This window comes from Staphylococcus sp. M0911 (genome assembly GCF_003491325.1).
Classification (GTDB): domain Bacteria; phylum Bacillota; class Bacilli; order Staphylococcales; family Staphylococcaceae; genus Staphylococcus; species Staphylococcus warneri_A.
Map to the genome: position 1 here is coordinate 779,318 of NZ_CP022881.1, position 23,057 is coordinate 802,374.

The 23,057-nt window shown below is 31.9% G+C and carries 24 protein-coding genes; 18 read left to right on the top strand and 6 right to left on the bottom strand.

Translation table 11 applies throughout. From position 1 onward, the window contains the following. Positions 1-46: 46 nt before the first annotated feature. On the top strand, positions 47-1,852 hold the full coding sequence (glmS, locus tag ssp1_RS03735) for a glutamine--fructose-6-phosphate transaminase (isomerizing) (RefSeq protein WP_075777870.1): 1,806 nt from the start codon (positions 47-49) through the stop codon (positions 1,850-1,852). A gap of 147 nt (positions 1,853-1,999) precedes the next feature. Then, complete coding sequence (locus ssp1_RS03740) at positions 2,000-2,857, top strand: HAD family hydrolase (protein WP_107536158.1); 858 nt, start codon at positions 2,000-2,002, stop codon at positions 2,855-2,857. Between the two features lie 82 nt (positions 2,858-2,939). Here the strand turns inward: ssp1_RS03740 and ssp1_RS03745 are convergent, their stop codons facing one another. Then, a complete protein-coding gene (locus tag ssp1_RS03745; protein WP_118828122.1) occupies positions 2,940-4,139 on the bottom strand; it encodes a YtxH domain-containing protein in 1,200 nt (399 codons plus the stop codon). A 132-nt stretch (positions 4,140-4,271) separates the two neighbouring features. Between ssp1_RS03745 and ssp1_RS03750 the strand changes: the two genes are divergently transcribed. Then, positions 4,272-5,003, top strand: a complete 732-nt coding sequence (locus ssp1_RS03750) for a metallophosphoesterase family protein (protein ID WP_002451697.1) — start codon at positions 4,272-4,274, stop codon at positions 5,001-5,003. A 46-nt stretch (positions 5,004-5,049) separates the two neighbouring features. Here the strand turns inward: ssp1_RS03750 and czrB are convergent, their stop codons facing one another. Beyond that, positions 5,050-5,985: a CDF family zinc efflux transporter CzrB gene (gene czrB / locus ssp1_RS03755; RefSeq protein ID WP_002451696.1), complete on the bottom strand. Its 936-nt coding sequence runs from the start codon at positions 5,983-5,985 to the stop codon at positions 5,050-5,052. Between the two features lies 1 nt (position 5,986). Next, complete coding sequence (locus ssp1_RS03760; protein WP_002451695.1) at positions 5,987-6,310, bottom strand: ArsR/SmtB family transcription factor; 324 nt, start codon at positions 6,308-6,310, stop codon at positions 5,987-5,989. A 141-nt stretch (positions 6,311-6,451) separates the two neighbouring features. Here ssp1_RS03760 and ssp1_RS03765 point away from each other — a divergent pair, with 141 nt between their 5' ends. The 6 genes from ssp1_RS03765 to ssp1_RS03790 all read left to right on the top strand — a co-directional run bounded on the left by ssp1_RS03765 (position 6,452) and on the right by ssp1_RS03790 (position 11,529). Then, positions 6,452-7,105, top strand: coding sequence for an SDR family oxidoreductase (locus ssp1_RS03765; protein WP_075777873.1), 654 nt, complete (start codon positions 6,452-6,454; stop codon positions 7,103-7,105). Positions 7,106-7,489: 384 nt separating this feature from the next. Beyond that, the gene (locus ssp1_RS03770) at positions 7,490-8,428 is read left to right on the top strand and encodes a type I phosphomannose isomerase catalytic subunit (protein ID WP_075777874.1); all 939 of its coding nucleotides are present in this window, start codon (positions 7,490-7,492) and stop codon (positions 8,426-8,428) included. Positions 8,429-8,453: 25 nt separating this feature from the next. Beyond that, complete coding sequence (locus tag ssp1_RS03775) at positions 8,454-8,684, top strand: hypothetical protein (RefSeq protein ID WP_002451692.1); 231 nt, start codon at positions 8,454-8,456, stop codon at positions 8,682-8,684. A gap of 218 nt (positions 8,685-8,902) precedes the next feature. Further along, positions 8,903-10,279, top strand: a complete 1,377-nt coding sequence (locus ssp1_RS03780) for an EVE domain-containing protein (protein ID WP_075777875.1) — start codon at positions 8,903-8,905, stop codon at positions 10,277-10,279. A gap of 166 nt (positions 10,280-10,445) precedes the next feature. Next, positions 10,446-10,868, top strand: a complete 423-nt coding sequence (locus ssp1_RS03785) for a thiol-disulfide oxidoreductase DCC family protein (RefSeq protein ID WP_002451690.1) — start codon at positions 10,446-10,448, stop codon at positions 10,866-10,868. A gap of 214 nt (positions 10,869-11,082) precedes the next feature. Further along, on the top strand, positions 11,083-11,529 hold the full coding sequence (locus ssp1_RS03790; protein ID WP_002451689.1) for a Dps family protein: 447 nt from the start codon (positions 11,083-11,085) through the stop codon (positions 11,527-11,529). A 159-nt stretch (positions 11,530-11,688) separates the two neighbouring features. Here ssp1_RS03790 and deoD read toward each other — a convergent pair whose 3' ends face one another. Continuing rightward, the gene (deoD, locus tag ssp1_RS03795; protein ID WP_002451688.1) at positions 11,689-12,399 is read right to left on the bottom strand and encodes a purine-nucleoside phosphorylase; all 711 of its coding nucleotides are present in this window, start codon (positions 12,397-12,399) and stop codon (positions 11,689-11,691) included. A 165-nt stretch (positions 12,400-12,564) separates the two neighbouring features. Between deoD and deoC the strand changes: the two genes are divergently transcribed. From deoC to ssp1_RS03815, 4 genes are all read left to right on the top strand, one after another. Next, positions 12,565-13,227: a deoxyribose-phosphate aldolase gene (deoC, locus tag ssp1_RS03800; protein WP_075777876.1), complete on the top strand. Its 663-nt coding sequence runs from the start codon at positions 12,565-12,567 to the stop codon at positions 13,225-13,227. 63 nt (positions 13,228-13,290) lie between these two features. Next, positions 13,291-14,592, top strand: coding sequence for a pyrimidine-nucleoside phosphorylase (locus ssp1_RS03805; protein ID WP_118828123.1), 1,302 nt, complete (start codon positions 13,291-13,293; stop codon positions 14,590-14,592). A gap of 11 nt (positions 14,593-14,603) precedes the next feature. Next, on the top strand, positions 14,604-15,794 hold the full coding sequence (gene deoB / locus ssp1_RS03810; RefSeq protein ID WP_075777878.1) for a phosphopentomutase: 1,191 nt from the start codon (positions 14,604-14,606) through the stop codon (positions 15,792-15,794). Next, positions 15,791-16,141, top strand: coding sequence for a DoxX family protein (locus tag ssp1_RS03815; protein WP_023373368.1), 351 nt, complete (start codon positions 15,791-15,793; stop codon positions 16,139-16,141). Before deoB ends, ssp1_RS03815 begins: the two co-directional genes overlap by 4 nt. 65 nt (positions 16,142-16,206) lie before the next feature. Here ssp1_RS03815 and ssp1_RS03820 read toward each other — a convergent pair whose 3' ends face one another. Next, on the bottom strand, positions 16,207-16,677 hold the full coding sequence (locus ssp1_RS03820; RefSeq protein WP_002451683.1) for an S-ribosylhomocysteine lyase: 471 nt from the start codon (positions 16,675-16,677) through the stop codon (positions 16,207-16,209). A gap of 244 nt (positions 16,678-16,921) precedes the next feature. Here ssp1_RS03820 and ssp1_RS03825 point away from each other — a divergent pair, with 244 nt between their 5' ends. From ssp1_RS03825 to ssp1_RS03835, 3 genes are all read left to right on the top strand, one after another. After that, complete coding sequence (locus ssp1_RS03825) at positions 16,922-18,109, top strand: M20 family metallopeptidase (RefSeq protein WP_118828124.1); 1,188 nt, start codon at positions 16,922-16,924, stop codon at positions 18,107-18,109. Further along, positions 18,106-19,296: an L-aspartate--L-methionine ligase LdmS gene (gene ldmS / locus ssp1_RS03830; RefSeq protein WP_118828125.1), complete on the top strand. Its 1,191-nt coding sequence runs from the start codon at positions 18,106-18,108 to the stop codon at positions 19,294-19,296. The genes ssp1_RS03825 and ldmS overlap by 4 nt, the downstream gene beginning before the upstream one ends. 179 nt (positions 19,297-19,475) lie before the next feature. Then, positions 19,476-20,141, top strand: coding sequence for a DUF2750 domain-containing protein (locus ssp1_RS03835; protein WP_049424790.1), 666 nt, complete (start codon positions 19,476-19,478; stop codon positions 20,139-20,141). 53 nt (positions 20,142-20,194) lie between these two features. Here the strand turns inward: ssp1_RS03835 and coaW are convergent, their stop codons facing one another. Further along, complete coding sequence (coaW, locus tag ssp1_RS03840) at positions 20,195-21,004, bottom strand: type II pantothenate kinase (RefSeq protein ID WP_118828126.1); 810 nt, start codon at positions 21,002-21,004, stop codon at positions 20,195-20,197. A gap of 242 nt (positions 21,005-21,246) precedes the next feature. Here coaW and ssp1_RS03845 point away from each other — a divergent pair, with 242 nt between their 5' ends. After that, positions 21,247-22,107, top strand: a complete 861-nt coding sequence (locus ssp1_RS03845) for a GNAT family N-acetyltransferase (protein WP_075777881.1) — start codon at positions 21,247-21,249, stop codon at positions 22,105-22,107. A gap of 113 nt (positions 22,108-22,220) precedes the next feature. Next, positions 22,221-22,751, top strand: coding sequence for a DNA-directed RNA polymerase subunit delta (rpoE, locus tag ssp1_RS03850; RefSeq protein WP_002451677.1), 531 nt, complete (start codon positions 22,221-22,223; stop codon positions 22,749-22,751). Positions 22,752-23,057: the final 306 nt, after the last annotated feature.

Sequence of the window (23,057 nt, forward strand, 5' to 3'; positions counted from 1 at the left end):
AATCATTGTTACTAACGTTATTTCAATAATTGGAGGAAAAATAAATATGTGCGGAATAGTAGGATATATTGGCTACGATAATGCCAAGGAATTATTATTAAAAGGATTAGAAAAATTAGAATATAGAGGTTATGATTCAGCAGGTGTAGCTGTTGCAAATGAATCAGGTACTAAAGTATTTAAAGAAAAAGGACGTATCGCAGAATTACGAAAAGTAGCTGATAGTAGCGATATTGATGGTACTGTTGGAATCGGTCACACTCGTTGGGCAACTCACGGTGTTCCAAATTATGAAAACTCTCATCCACATCAATCAACAACTGGTCGTTTTACACTTGTACATAACGGTGTAATTGAAAACTATGAAGAATTAAGAAGTGAATACTTAAGCGATGTTAAGTTTGTTTCTGAGACAGATACAGAAGTTATTGTTCAATTAGTTGAATATTTCTCTAAACAAGGTTTCGAAACAGAAGACGCATTTACAAAAGTAGTCTCATTATTACATGGTTCTTATGCGTTAGGTTTGTTAGATGAAGAAGATAAAGACACAATGTTTGTTGCTAAAAACAAATCTCCATTATTAATTGGAGTTGGTGATGGCTTTAACGTTATTGCTTCAGATGCGTTAGCAATGTTACAAGCAACAAATGAATATAAAGAAATTCATGACCATGAAATCGTTATTGTAAAACGTGACGAAGTGATTATTAAAGATGCTAATGGTCAAGTTCAAGAACGTGAAACATACACTGCTGAAATTGATGCTTCAGATGCTGAAAAAGGTGTTTATGATCACTACATGTTAAAAGAAATTCATGAACAACCAGCAGTTATGCGTCGTATTATTCAAGAATACCAAGATAATGAAGGTAACTTGAAAATTGATGAAGATATTATCAATGATGTTTCACAAGCGGATCGTATCTATATTATTGCTGCAGGTACTAGTTATCATGCAGGATTAGTAGGTAAAGAATTCTTAGAAAAATGGTCTGGTGTTCCAACAGAAGTACATGTGGCATCTGAGTTTGTATACAACATGCCTTTATTATCTGAAAAACCACTATTCATTTATATCTCACAATCTGGTGAAACTGCAGATAGTCGTGCAGTATTAGTTGAAACTAAAAAGTTAGGTCATAAAGCATTAACAATTACGAACGTGCCTGGTTCTACATTATCTCGTGAAGCAGACCATACTTTATTATTACATGCTGGTCCAGAAATAGCTGTAGCTTCTACAAAAGCATATACAGCACAAATAGCAGTATTATCTATCTTAGCTCAAATCGTTGCTAAAACACATGGTCGTGAAGCGGATATCGATTTATTGAGAGAATTAGCTAAAGTGACTACTGCAATCGAAACAATCGTAGACGATGCACCAGTAATGGAAAAAATTGCTACTGATTTCCTTGAAACAACTAGAAATGCATTCTTTATTGGTCGTACAATTGATTATAATGTCAGCCAAGAAGGTGCATTAAAACTTAAAGAAATTTCATATATTCAAGCAGAAGGCTTTGCTGGTGGGGAATTAAAACACGGTACAATTGCCTTAATTGAAGATCGTACACCAGTGATTGCACTAGCAACACAAGAAAATGTGAACTTATCTATCCGTGGTAATGTTAAAGAAGTTGCAGCACGCGGTGCAAGTACATGTATTATATCTATGGAAGGTCTAGATAAAGAAGATGATACTTACGTGATTCCTCACGTACATGAATTATTAACACCATTAGTTTCTGTAGTTGCACTACAATTGATTTCTTATTATGCTGCATTACACAGAGATCTTGATGTTGATAAACCACGTAACTTAGCTAAATCAGTAACAGTTGAATAATCATTTAGATAAATTGAAATAATTATAAAACATACTTGATAACCTCTTTTTAGTCAATATTAACTGAGAAGGGGTTATTTTTATTGCACTTTTATTCAATTAATGACAAAATTTTAAGTAATATATCATTACGTTATGGAGGATAATATGGACAACATCAAAGCGATATTTTTAGATATGGATGGTACGATTTTACATGAAGATAACAGAGCATCAGAATATACAAAAGACGTCATTAATGCTTTAAGAGAGCATGATTATAAAGTGTTTTTAGCAACTGGACGTTCATATTCTGAAATTCATCAACTTGTTCCTGAAGGTTTTTCAGTAGACGGTATTATTAGTTCAAATGGTACTACTGGAGAAGTAAATGATGAAAATATATATAAGCATAGTATGTCGCTCGAGTCTGTTAAGCGTATAGTGTCATTAGCACAACAGCAAAACATATACTATGAAGTATTTCCATTTGGGGAACAACGACTTGTCTTAAAAGAAGATGAGCAGTGGATAAGAAATATGATTAGCGGTGGAGATACACCACCTAATAATGTAGGGCAAAGCGAATGGGCCTCAAGACAAGAAGCACTCAAAGATAAAATTCAATGGGTAGAAACATTACCAGATAAAGACTATTCGAAAATATATTTATTTGATACAAACTTAGATAAAATCACTCATTTCAGAGATGAATTAAAGCAAAATAAAGTGTCACTTAATATTAGTGTTTCTAACTCTTCACGTTATAATGCTGAAACGATGGCTTATAATACTGATAAAGGAACAGGTATTAAGGAAATGATTGATTACTTTAATATAAAACAAGAAGAGACCCTTGTAATGGGTGATAGTGATAATGATAGAGCTATGTTTGAATTCGGACATTATACAGTGGCAATGAAAAATGCTCGAAGTGAGATTAAAGCATTGACGAATGATGTGACAGAATTTACAAATGAAGAAGATGGTGCGGCTAAATATTTGGAAAAACACTTATTAGATTAAATTAGAATAGTGATTAGATTAATAAAATAAGACGACGTTCAAAGGTTTAAAACCAATGAACGCCGTCTTTTATAATTGTTCTTTATTTGTTATTAGGGTTGTTTTTATCAATTGTATCTTTTGCTGTTTTTTCTAAATCATCTTTTCTTGATGATGCTGTATTTGATAAATCTTCTTTATGTTGAGTAGCTTTATCGTTTAAGTCTTTATTAGAATCTTGAGCATTAGATTGTGTTGAGTCTTTTAAATGACTTGTATGATCATTAGCACTTTTATCAGTTTTATCTTGTAATTGACTAGATTGTGTTGATTTAGCTTTAGCATCTTTATTATTTATAGCTTTATCTTTTTTGTCTTTTTTACCTTTTTTAGAATCAGTTGTTACTTTTTCGCCACGACGTACGAAATATTGAACGATTCCCATTAATAAAGCATAGTAAATAAATAGTGTTACTAAAATAACAATAACTTGTAAAATAACTAATAATACTTGAGCAACTGTTTGAGACATACTACCAGTTGCCATTTGTACAAGAGTCACTAATACACGTGTGATGATAGTAATTAATAAATTGATTAATAAAATACCAATAAAGAATTTTAACCAAGTTTTATGGCCATTTTTAATTGCTTTAAATCCTTCTTTGAAAAGTTTAATTGGTCCTTTTGTTGGGTTTTCTGCGTATGCGGCTGTGCAGTTAATAATTAACACAAAGAAGAACCAATAAAAGATTGAAGTAATGAATCCAACAATTAAAGTTACACCAATTTGGAATGCTAGGTAAGCAGGCATTGGATTATCCATGCCGCTAATAGGTCCTTGGACAGCATTAAATAATGGTGATAGCGCAAGGCCAATCAATTTATTTACTAAAAATAAAATGACTCCCATAATGATAAATAATACTACTGTGATTAGTGCGAGTAACACACTTTTACCATAATGACCTTTTTTAAATGAGATAAATAAATCAGTGAACTTAACTTTTTCTTTTCTAATTGCTTTTGAGATAACATTAATCGCACCTGCAATCAATTGATAACCTAAAAAGATAAATAATAATATAACGACTAATGCAAGCCCAATAATCGGTGTAAGTAATGGTCCGACTGGTTGACCGAATTGCATCATCATTTGCAACTGCATGATTTGTTGGCCAATCATAGCCATTGCCACTCTACCGATTAAAAAGATGACGATAAAGCTTACTAATGTAAATAGTATTGCTTTAAGATTCTGAGGTTTAGCATTCTTAAATGCTAAGTTGTAATATTTAAACAAATTTTAAGCACTCCTTTTCGTTAATATAAATACAATATCAAAAATTTGGACTTTTTCAAATTAATATCTAACATAATAGGGTATTAAGTGTTAAAATGTTCTAATGAATTGAAAATGAAAGGAGATATCATCATGAAATTTGCAATTATTACTGACGTGCATGGTAACTTTGATGCATTAGAAACTGTATTGGATGATATTGATAACAGAGAAGATATTGATAAAATTTATAATCTTGGTGACAACATTGGAATTGGTCACGAGACAAATAAAGTATTAGATCATATATTTGATCGTGACGATATGGAAATGATTGCAGGGAATCATGATGAAGCTATTATGTCTGTTGTTAATGGCACTCCTTATCCAGATGATTTAAAAGATAAATTTTATGAACACCATCGATGGATTGCTGGCCATTTAGATGAAGAATATTATGAAGAACTCAATCAATTACCACGTTATATCGAAAAAACAATTTGTGGAAAAAAAGTTTTATTCATTCATTATGAAATCGCTAATGATAAATTGTCATCTTCAATTGATGAACAACCGTTTAGTCCAATCGTTAAAGATGATGAAAATGAAATGACTCAATTATTTGCGGATAAAGATGCTGATTTAATCATATTTGGTCATAACCATCGTTTGCATATGTTTGATGACAAAAATAAAATGTATTTTAACCCAGGTGCTGTCGGATTGAACAATGGTCCACACGCTGTTTATGGTATTGTAACGATTACTGATACAGACATTTCATTAGAAAGAGTTAAATTAGCATACGATAATGAGGAATTTTTAGAAGGATTTGAAGCTAAACAAGTACCTGCAAAAGAACTTATATTTGAAAAATTTATGTAATTAAAAAGTTGCCCTATCAATTGAATGATGGGGCAACTTTTTATTATTAATGATGATGAACGCCAGTACAAAGTGTTGTCTCGTCATGATCATGATTCACTGTTTCTAATTGAATTGTCATGTGTTGAATATTTAAATGTAACAAGTCATGTTCGATATGTTTAAGCAATTGTTCGCAATCTTTGACAGTTAAAGTGTCTGATACGACAGCATGGCAACTTAATGCATTCATATCATTAGATATCGTCCACACATGATAATCATGCACGCTTTGGATTTCAGAGTTTCTCATTAAAGTTTGTTTAACGATATCTAAATCTACATCGTTCGGTGTACCTTCCATTAATATATTTAAAGAAGATTTGGTAATACCATAGGCACTTTTTAAGATAATAACAGAAACTAAAATACTCGCTATCGGATCAGCAATAGACCAACCCAATGTCCAAATTAATATTGCAGCGACAATTGCACCTATAGAACCAAATAAGTCTCCAAGTACATGTAAGAATGCACCGCGCATATTTAAATTGTGTGATGTATCTCCACCTTTGAACATTAAAAGTGCAATGACAACATTGACAATTAAACCTAAGATACTAATGACAAACATTTCTTTTGACTGAACTTCTGGTGGCGCGAAAAAGCGTTTAATAGCTTCTATAACAATTAGTATACTTATGACAAAGAGTGTAACACCATTGAAAAGTGCTGCTAAGACTTCAAAGCGCTTATACCCATAGGTCTTAGATATTGTTGCATGTTTTTCTGCATAGATAAATGCAATGAGCGCGACTAAAAGTGATAGGGCATCACTGAACATATGGAAGCCGTCAGAAAGTAAGGCTAGACTATTGGCTAAAAAACCGCCAATAATTTCTACTAACATAAATAGGGCTATAATAATAAATGAGATTAATAGGATTTTTTTGTTGTTTGTATGTACATGCCCATGTGCATGATCATGATGATGTGTTGACATATTATTTTTCACCTTCTATAGGGTGGCTCGCATGATGAATAGCTTGTTTCAATAGAGTAGAAACATGTTGGTCATCTAAAGAATAAATCATACTTTGACCTTGACGTTTTGATTTCACAAGTTTTACTGATTTTAAAAGTTTTAGTTGATGGGACACATTAGATTGGGATAACGACAATGAATGAGAAATGTGACCAACACTTGCTTCACCTGACGCTAATAACTCCATAATTCTAATTCGATTAATATCACTTAAAGCTTTAAAAATATCTGTCACACGTTCCAAGGTATGTTGATCAGATAGGTCTATATACTTTTCAGTCATACGAACACCTCTTTATATATGAATATGTATTCATATATTAATATAATCTACATTGCATATCTAGTCAATAGAGTTATGGCGTTTAAATAATGATAAAAAAGGTAACAATAATAATATAAGTTTTTAAGGAGGACGTTTGATATGAGTATTTTGATTATAGGCGCAAATGGCGGCGTGGGTTCTAAATTGGTTGATCAATTAAAAGATGATAATGTTGATTTTACTGCAGGTGTTAGAAAAGATGAACAAGTTAAAGCATTAGAGGATAATGGTATTAAAGCTTTAAATATTGATGTCGAAAAAGATAGTATTGAAGATTTAAAGAATAAGTTTAAAAAGTTTGATAAAGTCATTTTCTCAGTAGGTTCTGGCGGTAGTACAGGAGCGGATAAAACAATATATGTAGATTTAGATGGTGCAGTAAAAACAATTAAAGCAAGTGAAGAAGCGGATATTAAGCATTATGTAATGGTTTCAACATACGATTCAAGAAGAGAAGCATTTGATCAAAGTGGCGACTTAAAACCATATACTATCGCTAAGCACTATGCGGATGATTATTTAAGACATTCTAATTTAAATTATACTATTGTGCATCCAGGTGGCCTTAAAGATGACCAAGGTACAGGACAAATAAAAGCAGATTTATATTTTGACAGTTATGGTTCCATACCACGTGAAGATGTAGCCAGTGTATTAAAACATGTAATAACTTCAGATAAATTTAGCAAACAAGAATTTCAAATTGTATCTGGTAATGAATCCATTAATGATGCATTAAAATCTTACGAATAATGAAGTAGTAAATATAGCGACATATAAATATATAGGACGAGCAGAAATCTGCTTGGCCTATATATTTTTTATACTTTTTAACCCTAAATAATAATACATACAGTTACTATTCATTTGTATTATAAATTGATATAATGACGAAGATTACCTTAAATATAATAAAATAGTATATTTAAAAGTAATAAATGACGTGAATATCGATTGAAAATAGTCAAAAATCATCTTAACCATAAAAATATGAATTGTGATACAATCACATATAGTGAGTTAAATATATTAATCGTTGATTTAAACATCAATAAGTACATACGTAGAATACGAATCGTTGATAAATCATTGGTCAACGATATTTACATAAACATCAAGAGTAATGGAGGTGTAGACATGCCACTGTTTTTGAAACCTATTTTCCATGAGAAAATGTGGGGTGGTAATAAATTAGAAAACTTTGGATACCAACTACCCAATCAACAAATTGGAGAATGTTGGGGTATCTCAGCTCACCCTAATGGTAAAAATACAATTAAGAATGGTCCATACGCAGGTCAAACGTTAGATCAAGTTTGGACAGAACATCGAGAATTATTCGGTGAGTTTCCTAGCAAGGATTTTCCATTGCTCGCTAAAATTGTTGATGCAGAATCCCCGTTATCTATTCATGTTCACCCTGATGATTCTTATGCCTATGAAAATGAGAATGGTCAATACGGAAAATCAGAATGCTGGTACGTGATAGATGCAGAGGAAGGGTCTGAAATTATACTAGGAACAACTGCAGATTCAAAAGAGACATTTAAAAAGCATCTAGACGATGGGTCAGTTGAAGATACATTAAGAAAAGTAAATGTAAGGTCAGGCGAATTTTACTTTGTACCAGCTGGAACAATTCATAGTATCGGTGCAGGTATTGTTGCATATGAAGTTATGCAGTCTTCGGATATTTCTTATCGTGTCTATGATTATCAACGCGATAATCATAATGGGGAGTCAAGAGAACTTAATATTAATAAAGCATTAGATGTCATGGCATTTAATAATGATCTACCTAATATTGTTCCAGAAAAAGAGATTATAGAAAGTCATCAATGTACGCATATCGTTTCTAATGATTTCTTCACTATAGTGAAATGGGAAATTTCAGGAACTTTAAATTATATGAAGCCACGTGAATTTTGTTTAGTGTCTGTAATAGATGGTGAAGGGAAATTAATTACAGACGGTGACATTTTTGATATTCAAAAGGGAAGTCATTTTATTTTGACTTCAGAGGATTTAGATAATGTATTTGAAGGTGACTTTTCTTTAATAATAAGTTATATCTAATGATTAAATAAAGGATGTTCAAATTATGAAGCAGTTTTTATATATTTCATTGCTATGTGGAGTGATTGCAGGTGCTGGTGTGTTTCTGAATATGCCACATTATCCTTCATTAATGATACCTAGGTTGGTTGCTATTATAGGCGTTCTTAGCGCAGCTATCACGTTTCGAGATAAAGATACAAGTGCCATGCTATCATTAGGTGGTATTATGATTAATTTATTGCCACTGCTTGGTTCTTTCGTACCTTCTCATTAAATTTGAAAAAATGTCTTTATTAAAATAATAACTAAATATAATTTATCTATATAGACTAATGCGGATTTTAGCATTAGTCTATTTTTAATTATTTAAGTCCTGAATGATTGCTTTTTAATAAAATATTTGAAAAATAGTTGTAGTAGCATTGGTGTGTTAGATATAATAAGGTAATTACAATAACTTATTTTACATATAATAAGGTGAGGAGATTCGTGATGACAGAAGAAATCAATTACTTTTGGTTAAATTGTGGTTATAATAGATGGAATCATAATGAACCTTTAGTAGGTCAAACGACATTATTTGAATCAGGTGCACAATTTAATCCTACTCAAGGATTTAGAGCATTTAAAAAAGCAAAAGCCGGTGACCAAGTCATCTTTTATCAAGTACAAACTGATACAGGTTTGTTAGGTTTTGGAGAAATACTAAGTGTTCAAGCAGGTGCTCAAAATAAAATCAGAGTTGAATTTAAATTTAATGAAACGTTAAATCCTTTAACTACAGATTATTTAAAGCGTAGTGAAGCACTAGATTTTAGAATGAGTAATATGAAAGAAACACTATTTAATCAAATTAGAAAAGAAGAATTTGATCTTATCGTTCAACTTGGTAAAGGTGAAACCAAAATTCCGCGTTATTTCTTCCTGTCAGAAACAGAAGATTTTGAACCCGGTAAGCACTACACAATATTTACACATACTTACAATGGTATTAAGCGAAATGGCTATCACTTCTATACACAATTAGAAGTTGGAGATAATGTAATTATTTACAATAAATATCAAAACCAATCTGTAATTGGTGTTGGTGAAGTGACTAGACATATTCATGAAAAACCACCAATTCCTGGCAGAACCAATAGTACAGCTATTGAAATTATGTTTGGTAAACATATAACACCAATATCACTTGGTCATTTGAACAAGCATCCGAAGCTTAAAAACTTATATTTCTTACAAGAAAACGCTAAGCAAGCAATAGCGAGTATGTCGCAAGTTCAATATGATGCTATTTTAGAAATGAGCGATAATAATGGAATTAAAAATCCATTTGAAACAGTTGAGAAATCAAATTTATTAGAAGAGCAACACCAAGAAACAACAATTAAGCCTTTTATTCTACTAGTTGTAGATAAAAAAGAAGAAGGTTTAAAAGCTGCAAATGATTTGTTACAAAAAACAAATGCCAATCCAATCATTACATCTGGACATCCAGATTTTAGTGAAGATATGTTATATGGTAAATATCTTCCTAACGAAAGTGGTGCGTTATACTATCGAGAAGGCTTTATCACTCAAAATATGCCTAAGAAAGATAAAAGCTATCTTGTAATCGACAACTTTAATAGAATCGATCCTGATATATTCCAAACTTATATCAACGTTCTTGAAGGATATGAAGTGACATTACCAAGATATAACAAAGAAGGTAATATGATTAAGTGGTCAAAAGAAAAAGACTCATTTTATCATTTTAATCCTAACTGGCACATCATTGGTGTCACTTATGACTCATTAGAAGAAATTCAGCAAAAATATTCTCAACAATTTTTAAAATATACTAGAATTGTAAAAGTTAACCAAGACTAACTCTAAGTTGATTTTATGAAGTAATCATTTAGTATCCTATGACTTAATAGGTAAATTATGATTGTATTCATAAAATCGACTTATTTTTTATCAAAAAGTGGATAATTTGTTTATAAAAAGGTGAATAGGAAAAATACATAATGAGTTAAAAAGGAGTGAGTTTAATATGGCAATCATTTATTATGATGGTAATTGTGTTTATTGCTATAACTATGCGATATGGTTAATTCAAAAAGGGTTATCACATAAATATGAATTTGCGACATTAAAAGGTGAGTATGGCCAACGCTTGTTTAATCAACATCCGGAAGCGAAGAATAGAAATAGCGTAATAGTAGTAGATGGAGACCATATTGAATATGAATCTACAGCGATTGCTTCACTCATTACGTCATTACCTAATCAGTATAAATTATTAGGTTTATTATTATATGCCATACCTAAATCCATTAGGAATTTGGGTTATCAATTATTTGCTAATAATAGAGATAAAATGTGGCGCACACATTGGCATCAACCTAATGTTTATGAGAAATCATTCTTTTTAGATGATAATGCACATGTCAAATTGGTTGATTCTCAATTATAATACTTAATTGAGAATACTTGGACTAAATATTATTAATGAAATCATTGATGAACAATTATATCTTTAAATGCTGAGATTTATTTGTGAATATCATATGAACTTATTTATAATCATTATAAAAAAACGTATCATTTTACTTTACAGATTATAATAATTCTAATATAATAAGAGTATAAACAAAGCGTTAAAGGTAGTAAAAGGAGCGAATATTAATATGACAAATCATAATGATGTAGTAAAAGAGTTAAACCAACAAGTTGCTAACTGGACAGTAGCTTATACTAAATTGCATAATTTCCATTGGTATGTAAAAGGACCTAATTTCTTCTCATTACATGTAAAATTTGAAGAATTATACAATGAAGCTGCACAATATGTAGATGATTTAGCAGAACGTATTCTAGCAGTTGGTGGTAATCCTGTTGGAACTATGAAAGAGAGTTTAGATATGTCAATTGTTGAAGAAGCTGGCAAAGGTTACGCTGCTGAACAAATGGTTGAAGAATTATCTAAAGATTTCACAAACATTTCTAAACAATTAGAAAATGCTATTAAAGTAGCAGGTGAAGCTGGCGACGATGTATCTGAAGATATGTTTATCGGCATGCAAACGTCAGTAGATAAACATAATTGGATGTTACAATCTTATTTAGGTAAATAGGATGACTATAAAATCAAGCTAAGAGGCACTTTGTTAAACAAAGTGCCTCTTAGCTTTTCATGTAAAATATTTTAATAGCAACTTAATAATTTATAATTATTATGATAAATTTTATTAAAATAACCAAGCACATCTAAATCAATGTGCTTGGCTTTTATATTATTCAGCTATTTCTAATGCAATTTCCATCATTTGTGTAAATGATGTTTGACGTTCTTCTGCAGTTGTTGCTTCATCTCGTAAGATATGGTCGCTTACTGTGAAAACACCTAATGCTTTTTTACCAGCATGGATAGCATTTAAATATAATCCGGCTGATTCCATTTCAATACCTAATATACCCATTTTCTTCCATGCATCATTAAACGTTTCATCTGCATTATAAAAAGTATCTGATGATAAAACGTTACCGACATGAGATACCGCACCGATGTCATCTGCAGCTTGTTTCGCTTTTGTAACTAAATCAAAATCAGCGATAGGTGCAAAATGGCCAGGAATTTGATATTGATCTACATAATTTGAGTTAGTAGATGCAGCTTGTGCGATGATGACATCATATAAATTTACATGTTCTTGTAATGCTCCACATGAACCTACACGAATAATTGTATCTACATCAAAGAAATGATAAAGCTCATATGAATAAATACCTATACTAGGAATGCCCATACCAGAACCCATAACAGAAATTTCTTTACCTTTATACGTTCCAGTATATCCAAACATATTACGAACTTCATTGAATTGTTCAACATTTTCTAAGAAATTATCGGCGATGTATTTTGCACGTAGCGGATCACCTGGCATTAATACTGTTTTAGCGATTTTAACTCCATTTGGTTGAATATGAGGTGTACCATTTGTCATTTGTTATCTTCTCCTTAAATACATGATTATGTTTAAGATAACATTTGTTTAAATTTATTGCTAATTTTTGTACTATATAGATGAAGGGTATGTTAAACGAATGCATTTGTTCACCAAATGAGATGGACGAAAATTGCATTGTAAAAAAGTGAGGAGGACCTTTTAATGAATTATGCAAAATATATAGATCACACACAGTTAAAGCCTGAATCAACACGTGAACAAATCGATAAAATAATCAGTGAAGCCAAGGAATATGGTTTTAAATCGGTTTGTGTTAATCCAACACATGTGGAATATTCAGCAGAACAATTAAAAGGGACAGACGTCTTAGTATGTACTGTCATCGGTTTTCCACTTGGAGCATCCACTAAAGAAGTAAAAGCATTTGAAACGAAAAATGCGATAGAAAACGGTGCTGTAGAAATTGATATGGTAATTAATATTGGTGCTTTAAAGGATAAGCGCTTTAACGATGTCAAAGAGGATATAGAGAGTGTAGTAACTGCAGCAAATGGTAAGACGGTTAAAGTCATCATTGAAACAGTTTTATTATCAAATGAAGAAAAAGTAAAAGCTTGTGAGCTTGCAAAAGAAGCTGGTGCACACTTTGTTAAAACATCAACAGGATTTGCTGGTGGTGGTGCTACAGCTGAAGACGTTAAGTTGATGAAAGACACAGTCGGAGATGCTTTAGAAGTAAAAGCTTCAGGCGGTGTACGTAATTTAGAAGATTTTAATCAAATGTTAGAAGCTGGTGCTACACGTATTGGTGCAAGTGCAGGAGTTCAAATTATTCAAGGGTTAGAATCGGATTCAAGTTATTAATTCATCTCATTAAAGTAAAGAAAAATAAATCAAGAAACAAACATCTAAAAAGGGGCTGTTTTTATGAGAATGATAGATATTATTGAAAAGAAACGTGATGGGAAATCATTAAGCAAGGAAGAAATCGAATTCTTCATTGAAGGTTATACCAACGGAGAAATACCAGATTATCAAGCTTCAAGCTTAGCTATGGCAATCTTTTTTCAAGATATGAATGAAGAAGAACGTGCTCACTTAACAATGGCAATGGTTAATTCCGGAGAAGTTATCGATTTATCTGATATCGAAGGGATTAAAGTTGATAAACACTCTACAGGCGGTGTTGGGGATACAACAACATTAGTACTAGCGCCTTTAGTGGCTTCAGTTGGCGTACCAGTAGCTAAAATGAGTGGTCGTGGTTTAGGCCATACCGGTGGCACAATTGATAAATTAGAGTCTGCTAATGGTTTTTATGTTGAATTAACTGAAGATGAATTTATTAAGTTAGTCAACGAGAATCAGGTCGCAGTTATGGGACAATCAGGTAACCTTACACCAGCAGATAAAAAGTTATATGCACTAAGAGATGTTACAGGAACTGTCAATTCCATTCCGTTAATAGCATCTTCAATAATGAGTAAGAAAATTGCAGCCGGAGCTGACGCGATTGTATTAGATGTCAAAACTGGTAGTGGCGCATTTATGAAGACACTAGAAGATGCTGAAGCCTTAGCGCATGCGATGGTAAGTATTGGTAATAGTGTTGGTAGAAATACAATGGCGATTATATCTGATATGAGCCAACCTTTAGGTAACGCGATTGGTAATGGCTTAGAGCTAAAAGAAGCAATTGAAACACTGCAAGGATATGGTCCAGAGGACTTAAATGAATTGGTACTTACATTAGGTTCGCAAATGGTTGTGCTTGCCGAGAAAGCAGATAATTTAAAAGATGCACGTGAACTATTGGAAGCATCGATTCAATCTGGTAAAGCTTTAGATAAAATGAAAACTTTTATTAGAAATCAAGGCGGTGATGTAAGCGTAATAGAACATCCTGACAGTCTTGAAGATGCGAAATATAAAATAGACTATACTGCAAAAAAAGATGGTTTTATATCAGAAATGGTAGCTAATGAAATTGGTGTTGCATCAATGATGTTAGGTGCAGGTAGACAAACTAAAGAAGACGACATCGATTTAAGTGTGGGTATCGTTTTAAACAAAAAAGTCGGTGACAAAGTAAATGCTGGTGAGTCTATCCTAACCATCCATAGTAATCAAGAAAATGTGAATGATATATTTGATAAATTAAATGAAAGTATTAAAATTGATAGTAAAGGTTACACACCAACATTAATACACAAAATAATTACCGAGTAGGAGATGTAAATATGACTACACCATTTAAACGTGTGCATCTAATTGTGATGGACTCAGTTGGTATTGGCGAAGGCCCTGATGCCGCAGCATTTAATGACGAAGGGTCACATACTTTAAAGCATACACTTGAAGGTTTTGATCAGTCGTTACCTCATTTAGAAAGATTAGGATTAGGTAATATCGACCAATTACCAGTTATCTCAAGTGTCGAGGAACCTCAAGCTTTTTATACAAAATTAAGTGAGGCTTCTGTAGGTAAAGACACAATGACAGGTCACTGGGAAATAATGGGATTAAATATTATGCAACCATTTAAAGTATACCCAGATGGTTTTCCTGATGAATTAGTCCAAGAAATTGAAAATATGACAGGTAGAAAGGTTGTTGCTAACCGTCCTGCATCTGGTACTCAAATTATTGATGAGTGGGGCGAACATCAAATGAAAACCGGTGATTTGATTGTATACACAAGTGCTGACCCGGTACTTCAAATTGCTGCTCATGAAGATGTGATACCTTTAGAAGAACTATATGATATATGTGAGAAAGTCAGAGAACTAACCAAAGATCCTAAGTATTTAATTGGTAGAATTATTGCTCGACCATATGTTGGTGAACCTGGTAACTTCACACGTACATCTAATCGTCATGACTATGCATTAAAGCCGTTTGGTAAAACAGTTATGAATGAATTGAAAGATAATAACTATGATGTTATTGCAATCGGAAAGATTAATGATATCTATGATGGTGAAGGTGTAACTGAAGCTATTCGAACTAAAAGCAATATGGATGGCATGGATCAATTAATTAATGTTGTAAAAAAAGATTTCAATGGATTAAGTTTTCTCAATTTAGTTGATTTTGATGCTCTTTATGGTCATCGTCGTGATAAACCAGGATATGCACAAGCAATCAAAGACTTTGATAATCGATTACCAGAGCTGATCGACAATTTAAATGAAGATGATTTAGTCATTATTACAGCAGATCATGGTAATGACCCAACAGCTGAAGGTACCGACCATACTAGAGAGTATATACCTGTACTAATGTTTAGTCCTAAAATCAAGCAGTATCATGAATTGCCTGGAGATACAACATTTAGTTCAATAGGTGCAACAATTGCAGATAATTTCAACGTAGAAATGCCCGAATTTGGAAAAAGTTATTTAAAAGAAATGGGAGTGGAACACGAATGAAATTTCTAAGATGGCTATTAGGTATTAGTTTTGGAACAGCAGGTGTATTACATTTTACGAGAGAAAGACAGTTTAGAAACATTGTGCCTGACTATTTACCATTACAAAAAACAGCAGTACTTGTAACTGGCGTATTTGAAATATTCTTTGGTATTGCTTTACTTATTAAACGCCCAGCAAGTTGGTTGAAAAAAGGAATAAATTTATTCTTATTAGCAGTTTTACCTGCAAATGTTTATATGGCGAGAAAAAAATTACCACTTGGTGATAAAGAAGTGCCGGCATGGGCATTATGGTTACGTTTACCATTACAATTTGTACTGATTGGTTTAGTTAAAAAATTATAAGATTAAATAAGCCAGGATGTTAGCAATGAAGCTAACATCCTGGCTTATTTTATACATATATAGTGCTATTTAGCATTGCCATAAATGTCGTGCCATTGATTACGTTTATCTAAGAACGCTTGCGCGATTTCTTTGGCACCTTCTAATGAATGACTAGCAGCCCAACCACATTGTACTTCATTACATGCAGGGACTTCTGTTGCGTTTAACACATCATGGAGAGTTTTTTCAACAATATCTAATACATCTTCATAATCATCATGGTTGATAAATGAAACATAAAATCCTGTTTGACATCCCATTGGGCTTAAATCTACTACTTTATCTGTATGATTTCTGATGTTTTCCGCCATTAAATGCTCTAGTGAATGTAAACCAGGCATTTCCATATGTTCTTTGTTAGGTTGTTTAAAACGAATATCATATTTGTGAATTTTGTCGCCATTTAGTCCTTCCATTGTGCCTGCTAATCGAATAAATGGTGCAACCACTTTTGTATGATCTAAATTAAAACTTTCTACGTTCATTTTGGGCATTATATTTTCCTCCTCAAATATACGAAACAACAATTTATTAATAACTAAATTGTAACAATACTGTTTTGTTTTTACAATTTCGAGGTAACAGTATCTTTTACTAAAATACAAGTTTGAATAGTGAGAAAATTGTGTAATTATAAATAAATGTAATGACATTTAAATCTAAATCCGATAGAATAAGTAATAATTAAATGATAGATGTGGTCATTATAGTGCATTTGTAGAATGGGAGCTAGGTAATATGAGTGAGAAACAAGATATTTTAGATTATATTGAAAATAATAAATATGATTATGTAGAGATGAGTCACCGAATACATGAAAGACCAGAGCTTGGTAATGAAGAAATCTTCGCTTCAAGAACATTGATCGATAGTTTGAAAGCGAATGGATTTGAAATCGAAACAGATATTGCTGGACATGCTACAGGATTTATAGCTAGATATGATTCGAATAAAGAAGGTCCAGCTATTGGCTTTTTAGCAGAATATGATGCCTTACCGGGACTAGGTCATGCATGTGGACATAATATTATCGGTACGGCAAGCACATTAGGTGGCATTGCTTTAAAACAAGTCATTGACGATATCGGCGGTTCAGTTGTGGTACTCGGATGTCCTGCAGAAGAAGGCGGAGAAAATGGAAGTGCTAAAGCATCTTATGTTAAAGCAGGTATTATTGATGAAATAGATATTGCATTAATGGTACATCCAGGCAATGAAACATACAAAACGATAAATACATTAGCGGTTGATGTATTAGATGTTAAATTTTATGGGAAAAGTGCACATGCTTCTGAGAATGCGGATGAAGCTAGAAACGCATTAGATGCTATGATTTCATATTTTAATGGTGTAGCGCAACTAAGACAACACATTAAAAAGAGTCAACGTGTCCATGGTGTCATATTAGATGGTGGTAAAGCAGCCAATATTATACCTGATTTTACACATGCTCGGTTTTACACAAGAGCCACGTCAAGAAAAGAATTAGATGTTTTAACAGAAAAAGTAAAACAAATTGCAAGGGGTGCCGCAATTCAAACAGGTTGTGATTATGAATTTGGTCCAATTCAAAATGGTGTCAATGAGTTAATCAAATCACCAAAATTGGACGATTTATTCGAAAAATATGCCATTGAAATGGGTGAAGCAGTCATTGATGATGACTTCGGTTATGGTTCAACTGATACAGGTAATGTTAGTCATGTTGTACCTACAATTCATCCGCACATTAAAATTGGATCAAGAAATTTAGTAGGGCACACACACCGGTTTAGAGAAGCAGCAGCTAGTTTACAAGGTGATCAAGCACTCATCAAAGGCGCAAAAATTATGGCCTTAATGGGATTAGAAATAATTAAAAATCAAACATTATTCGATGAAATAGTTGAAGAACATCATCATATGAAAGGACATGTGAAATCATGAGTGAAAACGTATATAGTCCCAAATTAACATTAAGCGATTTATATAATGATGATGTTGTTTATACATCTAGGCCTTCATATATATCTAATCCATGGTTAAAGCCTGATGAACATCAATCTAATTTTTTAACTGGCCGAGAGTTATTAATTGCCAATCAGTTTCCGGTTATTGTACATGAAGCGAGTGTAACTTCTAAATTAGAGACCCTATTTAAAGAGGTGGGTAAACAAATCCCGCCTCATATTTATCAGTTTAGAGATCAACAAACTTATGAATCTTTAATAAAAAAATTGGCATATGAAAATAATAAAAAATTATACTTCCAATATATTCATGACGACGATGTATTAGAGAAGTCATACTATGCATTAAATAAAGATGTGTTTGTTGCGCTTAACAATAAAGCAAGAATCCCAGAATGGACGAATGGTAAATATCTTCCAAAGAGAGAGATTGTACCTATTGAGTCTTTCAAAGATGCGATACAGAATTGGAAATATCCTTTTGTCATTAAGCCAGGGGATGATTTACCAACTGCTGGAGGATATGGTGTGATGATTTGTTACAATGATCATGATCTAGCCGAAGCTCAAAAACGTATTGAAGAAGCAACAGAAGCAACTGATCAATTAATTATTGAACAAAAAATTGAAGCCGTACAAAACTATTGCGTTCAATTTGCTTATTCCGAAGACATTGGTATTCAATACTTAGGTACCGCGCGACAATTAACAAATGATTATGGTTTCTATAACGGTAATGAAAATGTAGAAGATGTGCCACAACATGTCATAGACGCAGGTCGTGAAATTATGTCAATTGGTGTAGGGTTAGGTTTCTTTGGTGTTGCTGGATTTGATTTATTGTTAGATGAACATCATGACGTATACGCCATTGATTTAAACTTTAGACAAAATGGTTCAACGAGTATGCTACTATTATCTGATGAATTAACAAACGGATATCATAAATTCTACAGTTATTTCTCAGATGGAGATAATGACCATTTCTTCAATACCATCTTAAAATATGTGAAAAAAGGTGTTCTATATCCTTTATCATATTATGATGGTGATTGGTATGGTAAGAATAAAGTAGGTTCTAGATTTGGATGTATATGGCATGGCAAAGACAAAGCATCGATTCAACAATTGGAGAAAGCATTTTTAGAAGAATTAAAAAATTAAATGATATTGTAATAACTCTTAAAATTTAAGTGATAAGCTTAATTTTTAAGAGTTTTTTTAAGGAATAATGAAAAAAGTGAGTGTTAGGTATACGATTCTTATCGTATTGACTAACATTAATGAGTATTTTAATATTTTAAGTAAGGAATAAAAGAATATCTATGAATCGAGGGTGTAAAATGTCTTACAAAGAGGAATCGTTTTTCAAAGAAATGTTAATAAATGAATATATTTATTTTGCTTCAAAAAATAAAAAAATAGTACGTTTAATGAAAAATGAACAGACCTATGTAGCTGTATGGACAGATGCAGACACTGCGAAGCAATATTTAAATGATAACGAAATCAATTATGATAAATTAATACAATTAGATTTAGATCGCTTTGTCGCATATGACTTAGATGAATTATTTGATGAAACGGATAAAGTAATGATTGATACGACAAACGATAATACAGGTAAACTTGTCAATATATATGATGTCACTCGAGAATTGATGTCAGAATTAGATAAAATTAGAGTTAAAGAATTTGTTAGAGATGTAGCGAAATATGATCATGTGTATGGACTAACTAATAAGAACGAAAAAAACTTTATTTTAATAGATGATGGAAGAGAAGATAAACCACAAATTATGCCAGTTTGGAGCTTAAAGAAAAGAGCTCAAAAAGTTCAAGAGGAAGACTTTGAAGAATGTGATTTAATTGAAATTGAGGCCAGTGTGTTTGGTGAGTGGTTAGATAAATTACGTGATGACGATAAAGGTGTTGGAATAGATTTAAAACCAGGTGTCATCGGAACAATAGTATCAGCACAAAAATTATCTAACGAAACAACATTCTAATATTTAAAAGGGAGGTTGAGACATACAGTTTTTGTCTCGACCTCCCTTTTAGTTTAATGATTGTCATTCAGATGTATCGCGCCTATTGCACCAGAAAAGGCGCTATGTTCAATGTAAAATGGGTTGAATCCTCTTAATACAGTATAATCTTCGATTACTTTACGTAATAACGGATTATTGTTAAATGATGAACCGATGTAAACAACATTATCAGTTTGATGCTCATGAGCAACTGTAATAGACATCGTTGTAATAACTTCTCCCACAACACCCACAACAGAGGCTAATTTATTCTCTAATGAAAAGTCTTCATTCAAATGATGTAAAACATTACCAAAGTTTGCGGCTGTTAAATCACCAGGAATAGGGGGTTCACAATCTTTATAAATATGTTTGACTTTTAAATCAATCGTATCTCTATCACCTTTTTGAGCCAAATCTGTTAATTGTTTATAATCTGAAATTTGGCTTAATAAATAACCAAGACCTTGAATCATACCGCCACCAGTACCTATACCTCCAACACGTTGTTGTTGTTGACCATCAAAATAATGAAGTGAAGTACCTGTACCTACATTGGCAAAAATATATTGATTAATATCATGACCTTGTTCTTTAAGTAAAATACCTAGTCCTTTTGAAGCAGCATCAAATTCAACAAAATTTTGAGTTGGTTTTGATAGTTGTTCAGCTATAATACTTGCTTGACCACCAGTCAAACTTAAACTCTCGAATTCAATTTGGTTTAACCACTGAATCACTTTATCAATATTAATGGTTAGTTCGGTGTGATATTTACGTTTATTTTCGAATTCTTGAACGATTTTAATTAAAGTTCCACCAGCATCGATTCCTATTTTCATTTCCACATTCACCTCAAATCAAAAATCCATCACCCATAATAGTATAATAAATTAAGCGAAATACAAGAGTTTATTTTATTTAAAAAATGAACTCATAAAACAATGCAATTAAATTACAATTCTAAAATAGGACTTTGTATACATTTTATTTGGTAGATATTTTAAATTATATGAGAATTCGTATTACAATAGGGTAAAGTAATATATAATAAGTGAGTAATTAAAGATAAGGGGATTAACTTATGAATATAAAAAAGCAATTTGAAGATATAACGATTCAAGTCTTTGAAGAAAAATATCGTACGGATATATTAAATTTTGAACTAAGTGAGAGACAGCAAATCTATTCTTCATTACCTAAAACAGTTTTAAAAGAAGCACTTAATGATGACAATCGTGTTGCTAATATTGCGAAGAATAAAGATGGAGAAGTTGTGGGGTTCTTTGTATTACATCAATATTATCAACATGAAGGGTATGATACGCCTGAAAATGTCGTTTATGTACGATCATTGTCAGTTAATGAACGATACCAAGGACATGGTTATGGTACTAAAATGATGATGTATTTACCTCAATATGTACAAGCATTGTTCCCGGACTTTAATCATCTATTTTTAGTTGTTGATGCTGAGAATCAAGCAGCTTGGAACGTGTATGAACGTGCAGGTTTTATGCATACAGCTACTAAAGAAGAAGGACCAATTGGTAAAGAAAGATTGTATTATTTAGATTTAGATTCTAAACATGTGTCTTCCTTGAAACTCGTTGAGAACGAATCTTCAGAAGAAGCTAATATTCATTTAATTAACTTACTCAAGGATGGAGAAAAAGTAGGTTTTATTGGTATTGAACAGATTGATGATAGAATGCGTATTTCTGGAATTGAAGTTAATAAAACGCATCGAAATGAAGGTATAGCTGAAAGTGCATTAAGACAATTACCAACTTATATACGTAAGAACTTTGATAATATTAAGGTGTTATCTATTACTTTGTATGGAGAAAATAACGAATTAAGTCCACTGTGTATTAATAGTAACTTTGTTGAAGTAGAACAAGCAGAGGATTACATTCTATTTGAAAAATATATAAATTATTAACAGAGATTGCGTAAACGCCCATTGTCATTTATAATTTATTTTTGTTACTATTAATTAACGAAATTTGACCTACTAGTTTAAGATAAAAATCCTTTGAAAGGAAGTATTTTATAATGAAAATTAAAGATTACACTAAAGAAATGGTAGATGAAAAATCATTTATCGATATGGCTTACACACTTCTAAATGAAAAAGGCGAAACAATGAATTTATACGATATTATTGATGAATTCAAAGCCTTAGGTAATTATGAATACGATGAAATTGAAAATCGTGTTGTTCAATTCTATACAGATTTAAATACTGATGGTCGCTTTTTAAATATCGGTGAAAACCAATGGGGAATTCGCGATTGGTATTCTGTAGATGATATTGAAGAAAAAATTGCACCAACTATTCAAAAATTTGATATTCTTGATGACGATGACGAAGAAGATAAAAACCTTAAATTATTAGGTGAAGATGAAGCGGATGACGATGATGATATTCCAGCAGTTACCGATGATCAAGAAACATTAAATGATCCTGAAGATGAACAAGTCGAAGATGAAATTAATGAAACTGATATCGTTATCGACGAAGAAGATGAAGATGAAGATGATGACTTTGATGATGAAGAAGAGGAAGAAGAATATCAAAGCTAAATTTCTAATTGACTTTTAGTTTAAAAATGATAGAATTTTATTTGGGCTCCTTTAAATAGGACACGTGTATAAATGTTATACGCTCCCCTTACAAATATGTGAGAGGGAGCGTTTTTTTTATTTTAATAAAATAAGATTCCAATGTAATGTTTAATGTTGTAGAATGAATATTATTTCAAAGTAACTATCAAATACACTGTGACATGTAAATAGAAAAGTATATGTGAATGTATTAAACACATTGTTCCTTTCAAATTAAATACATACTTAATTTATAGTAAATGCTTTTGATTTTAAGCAAATAAT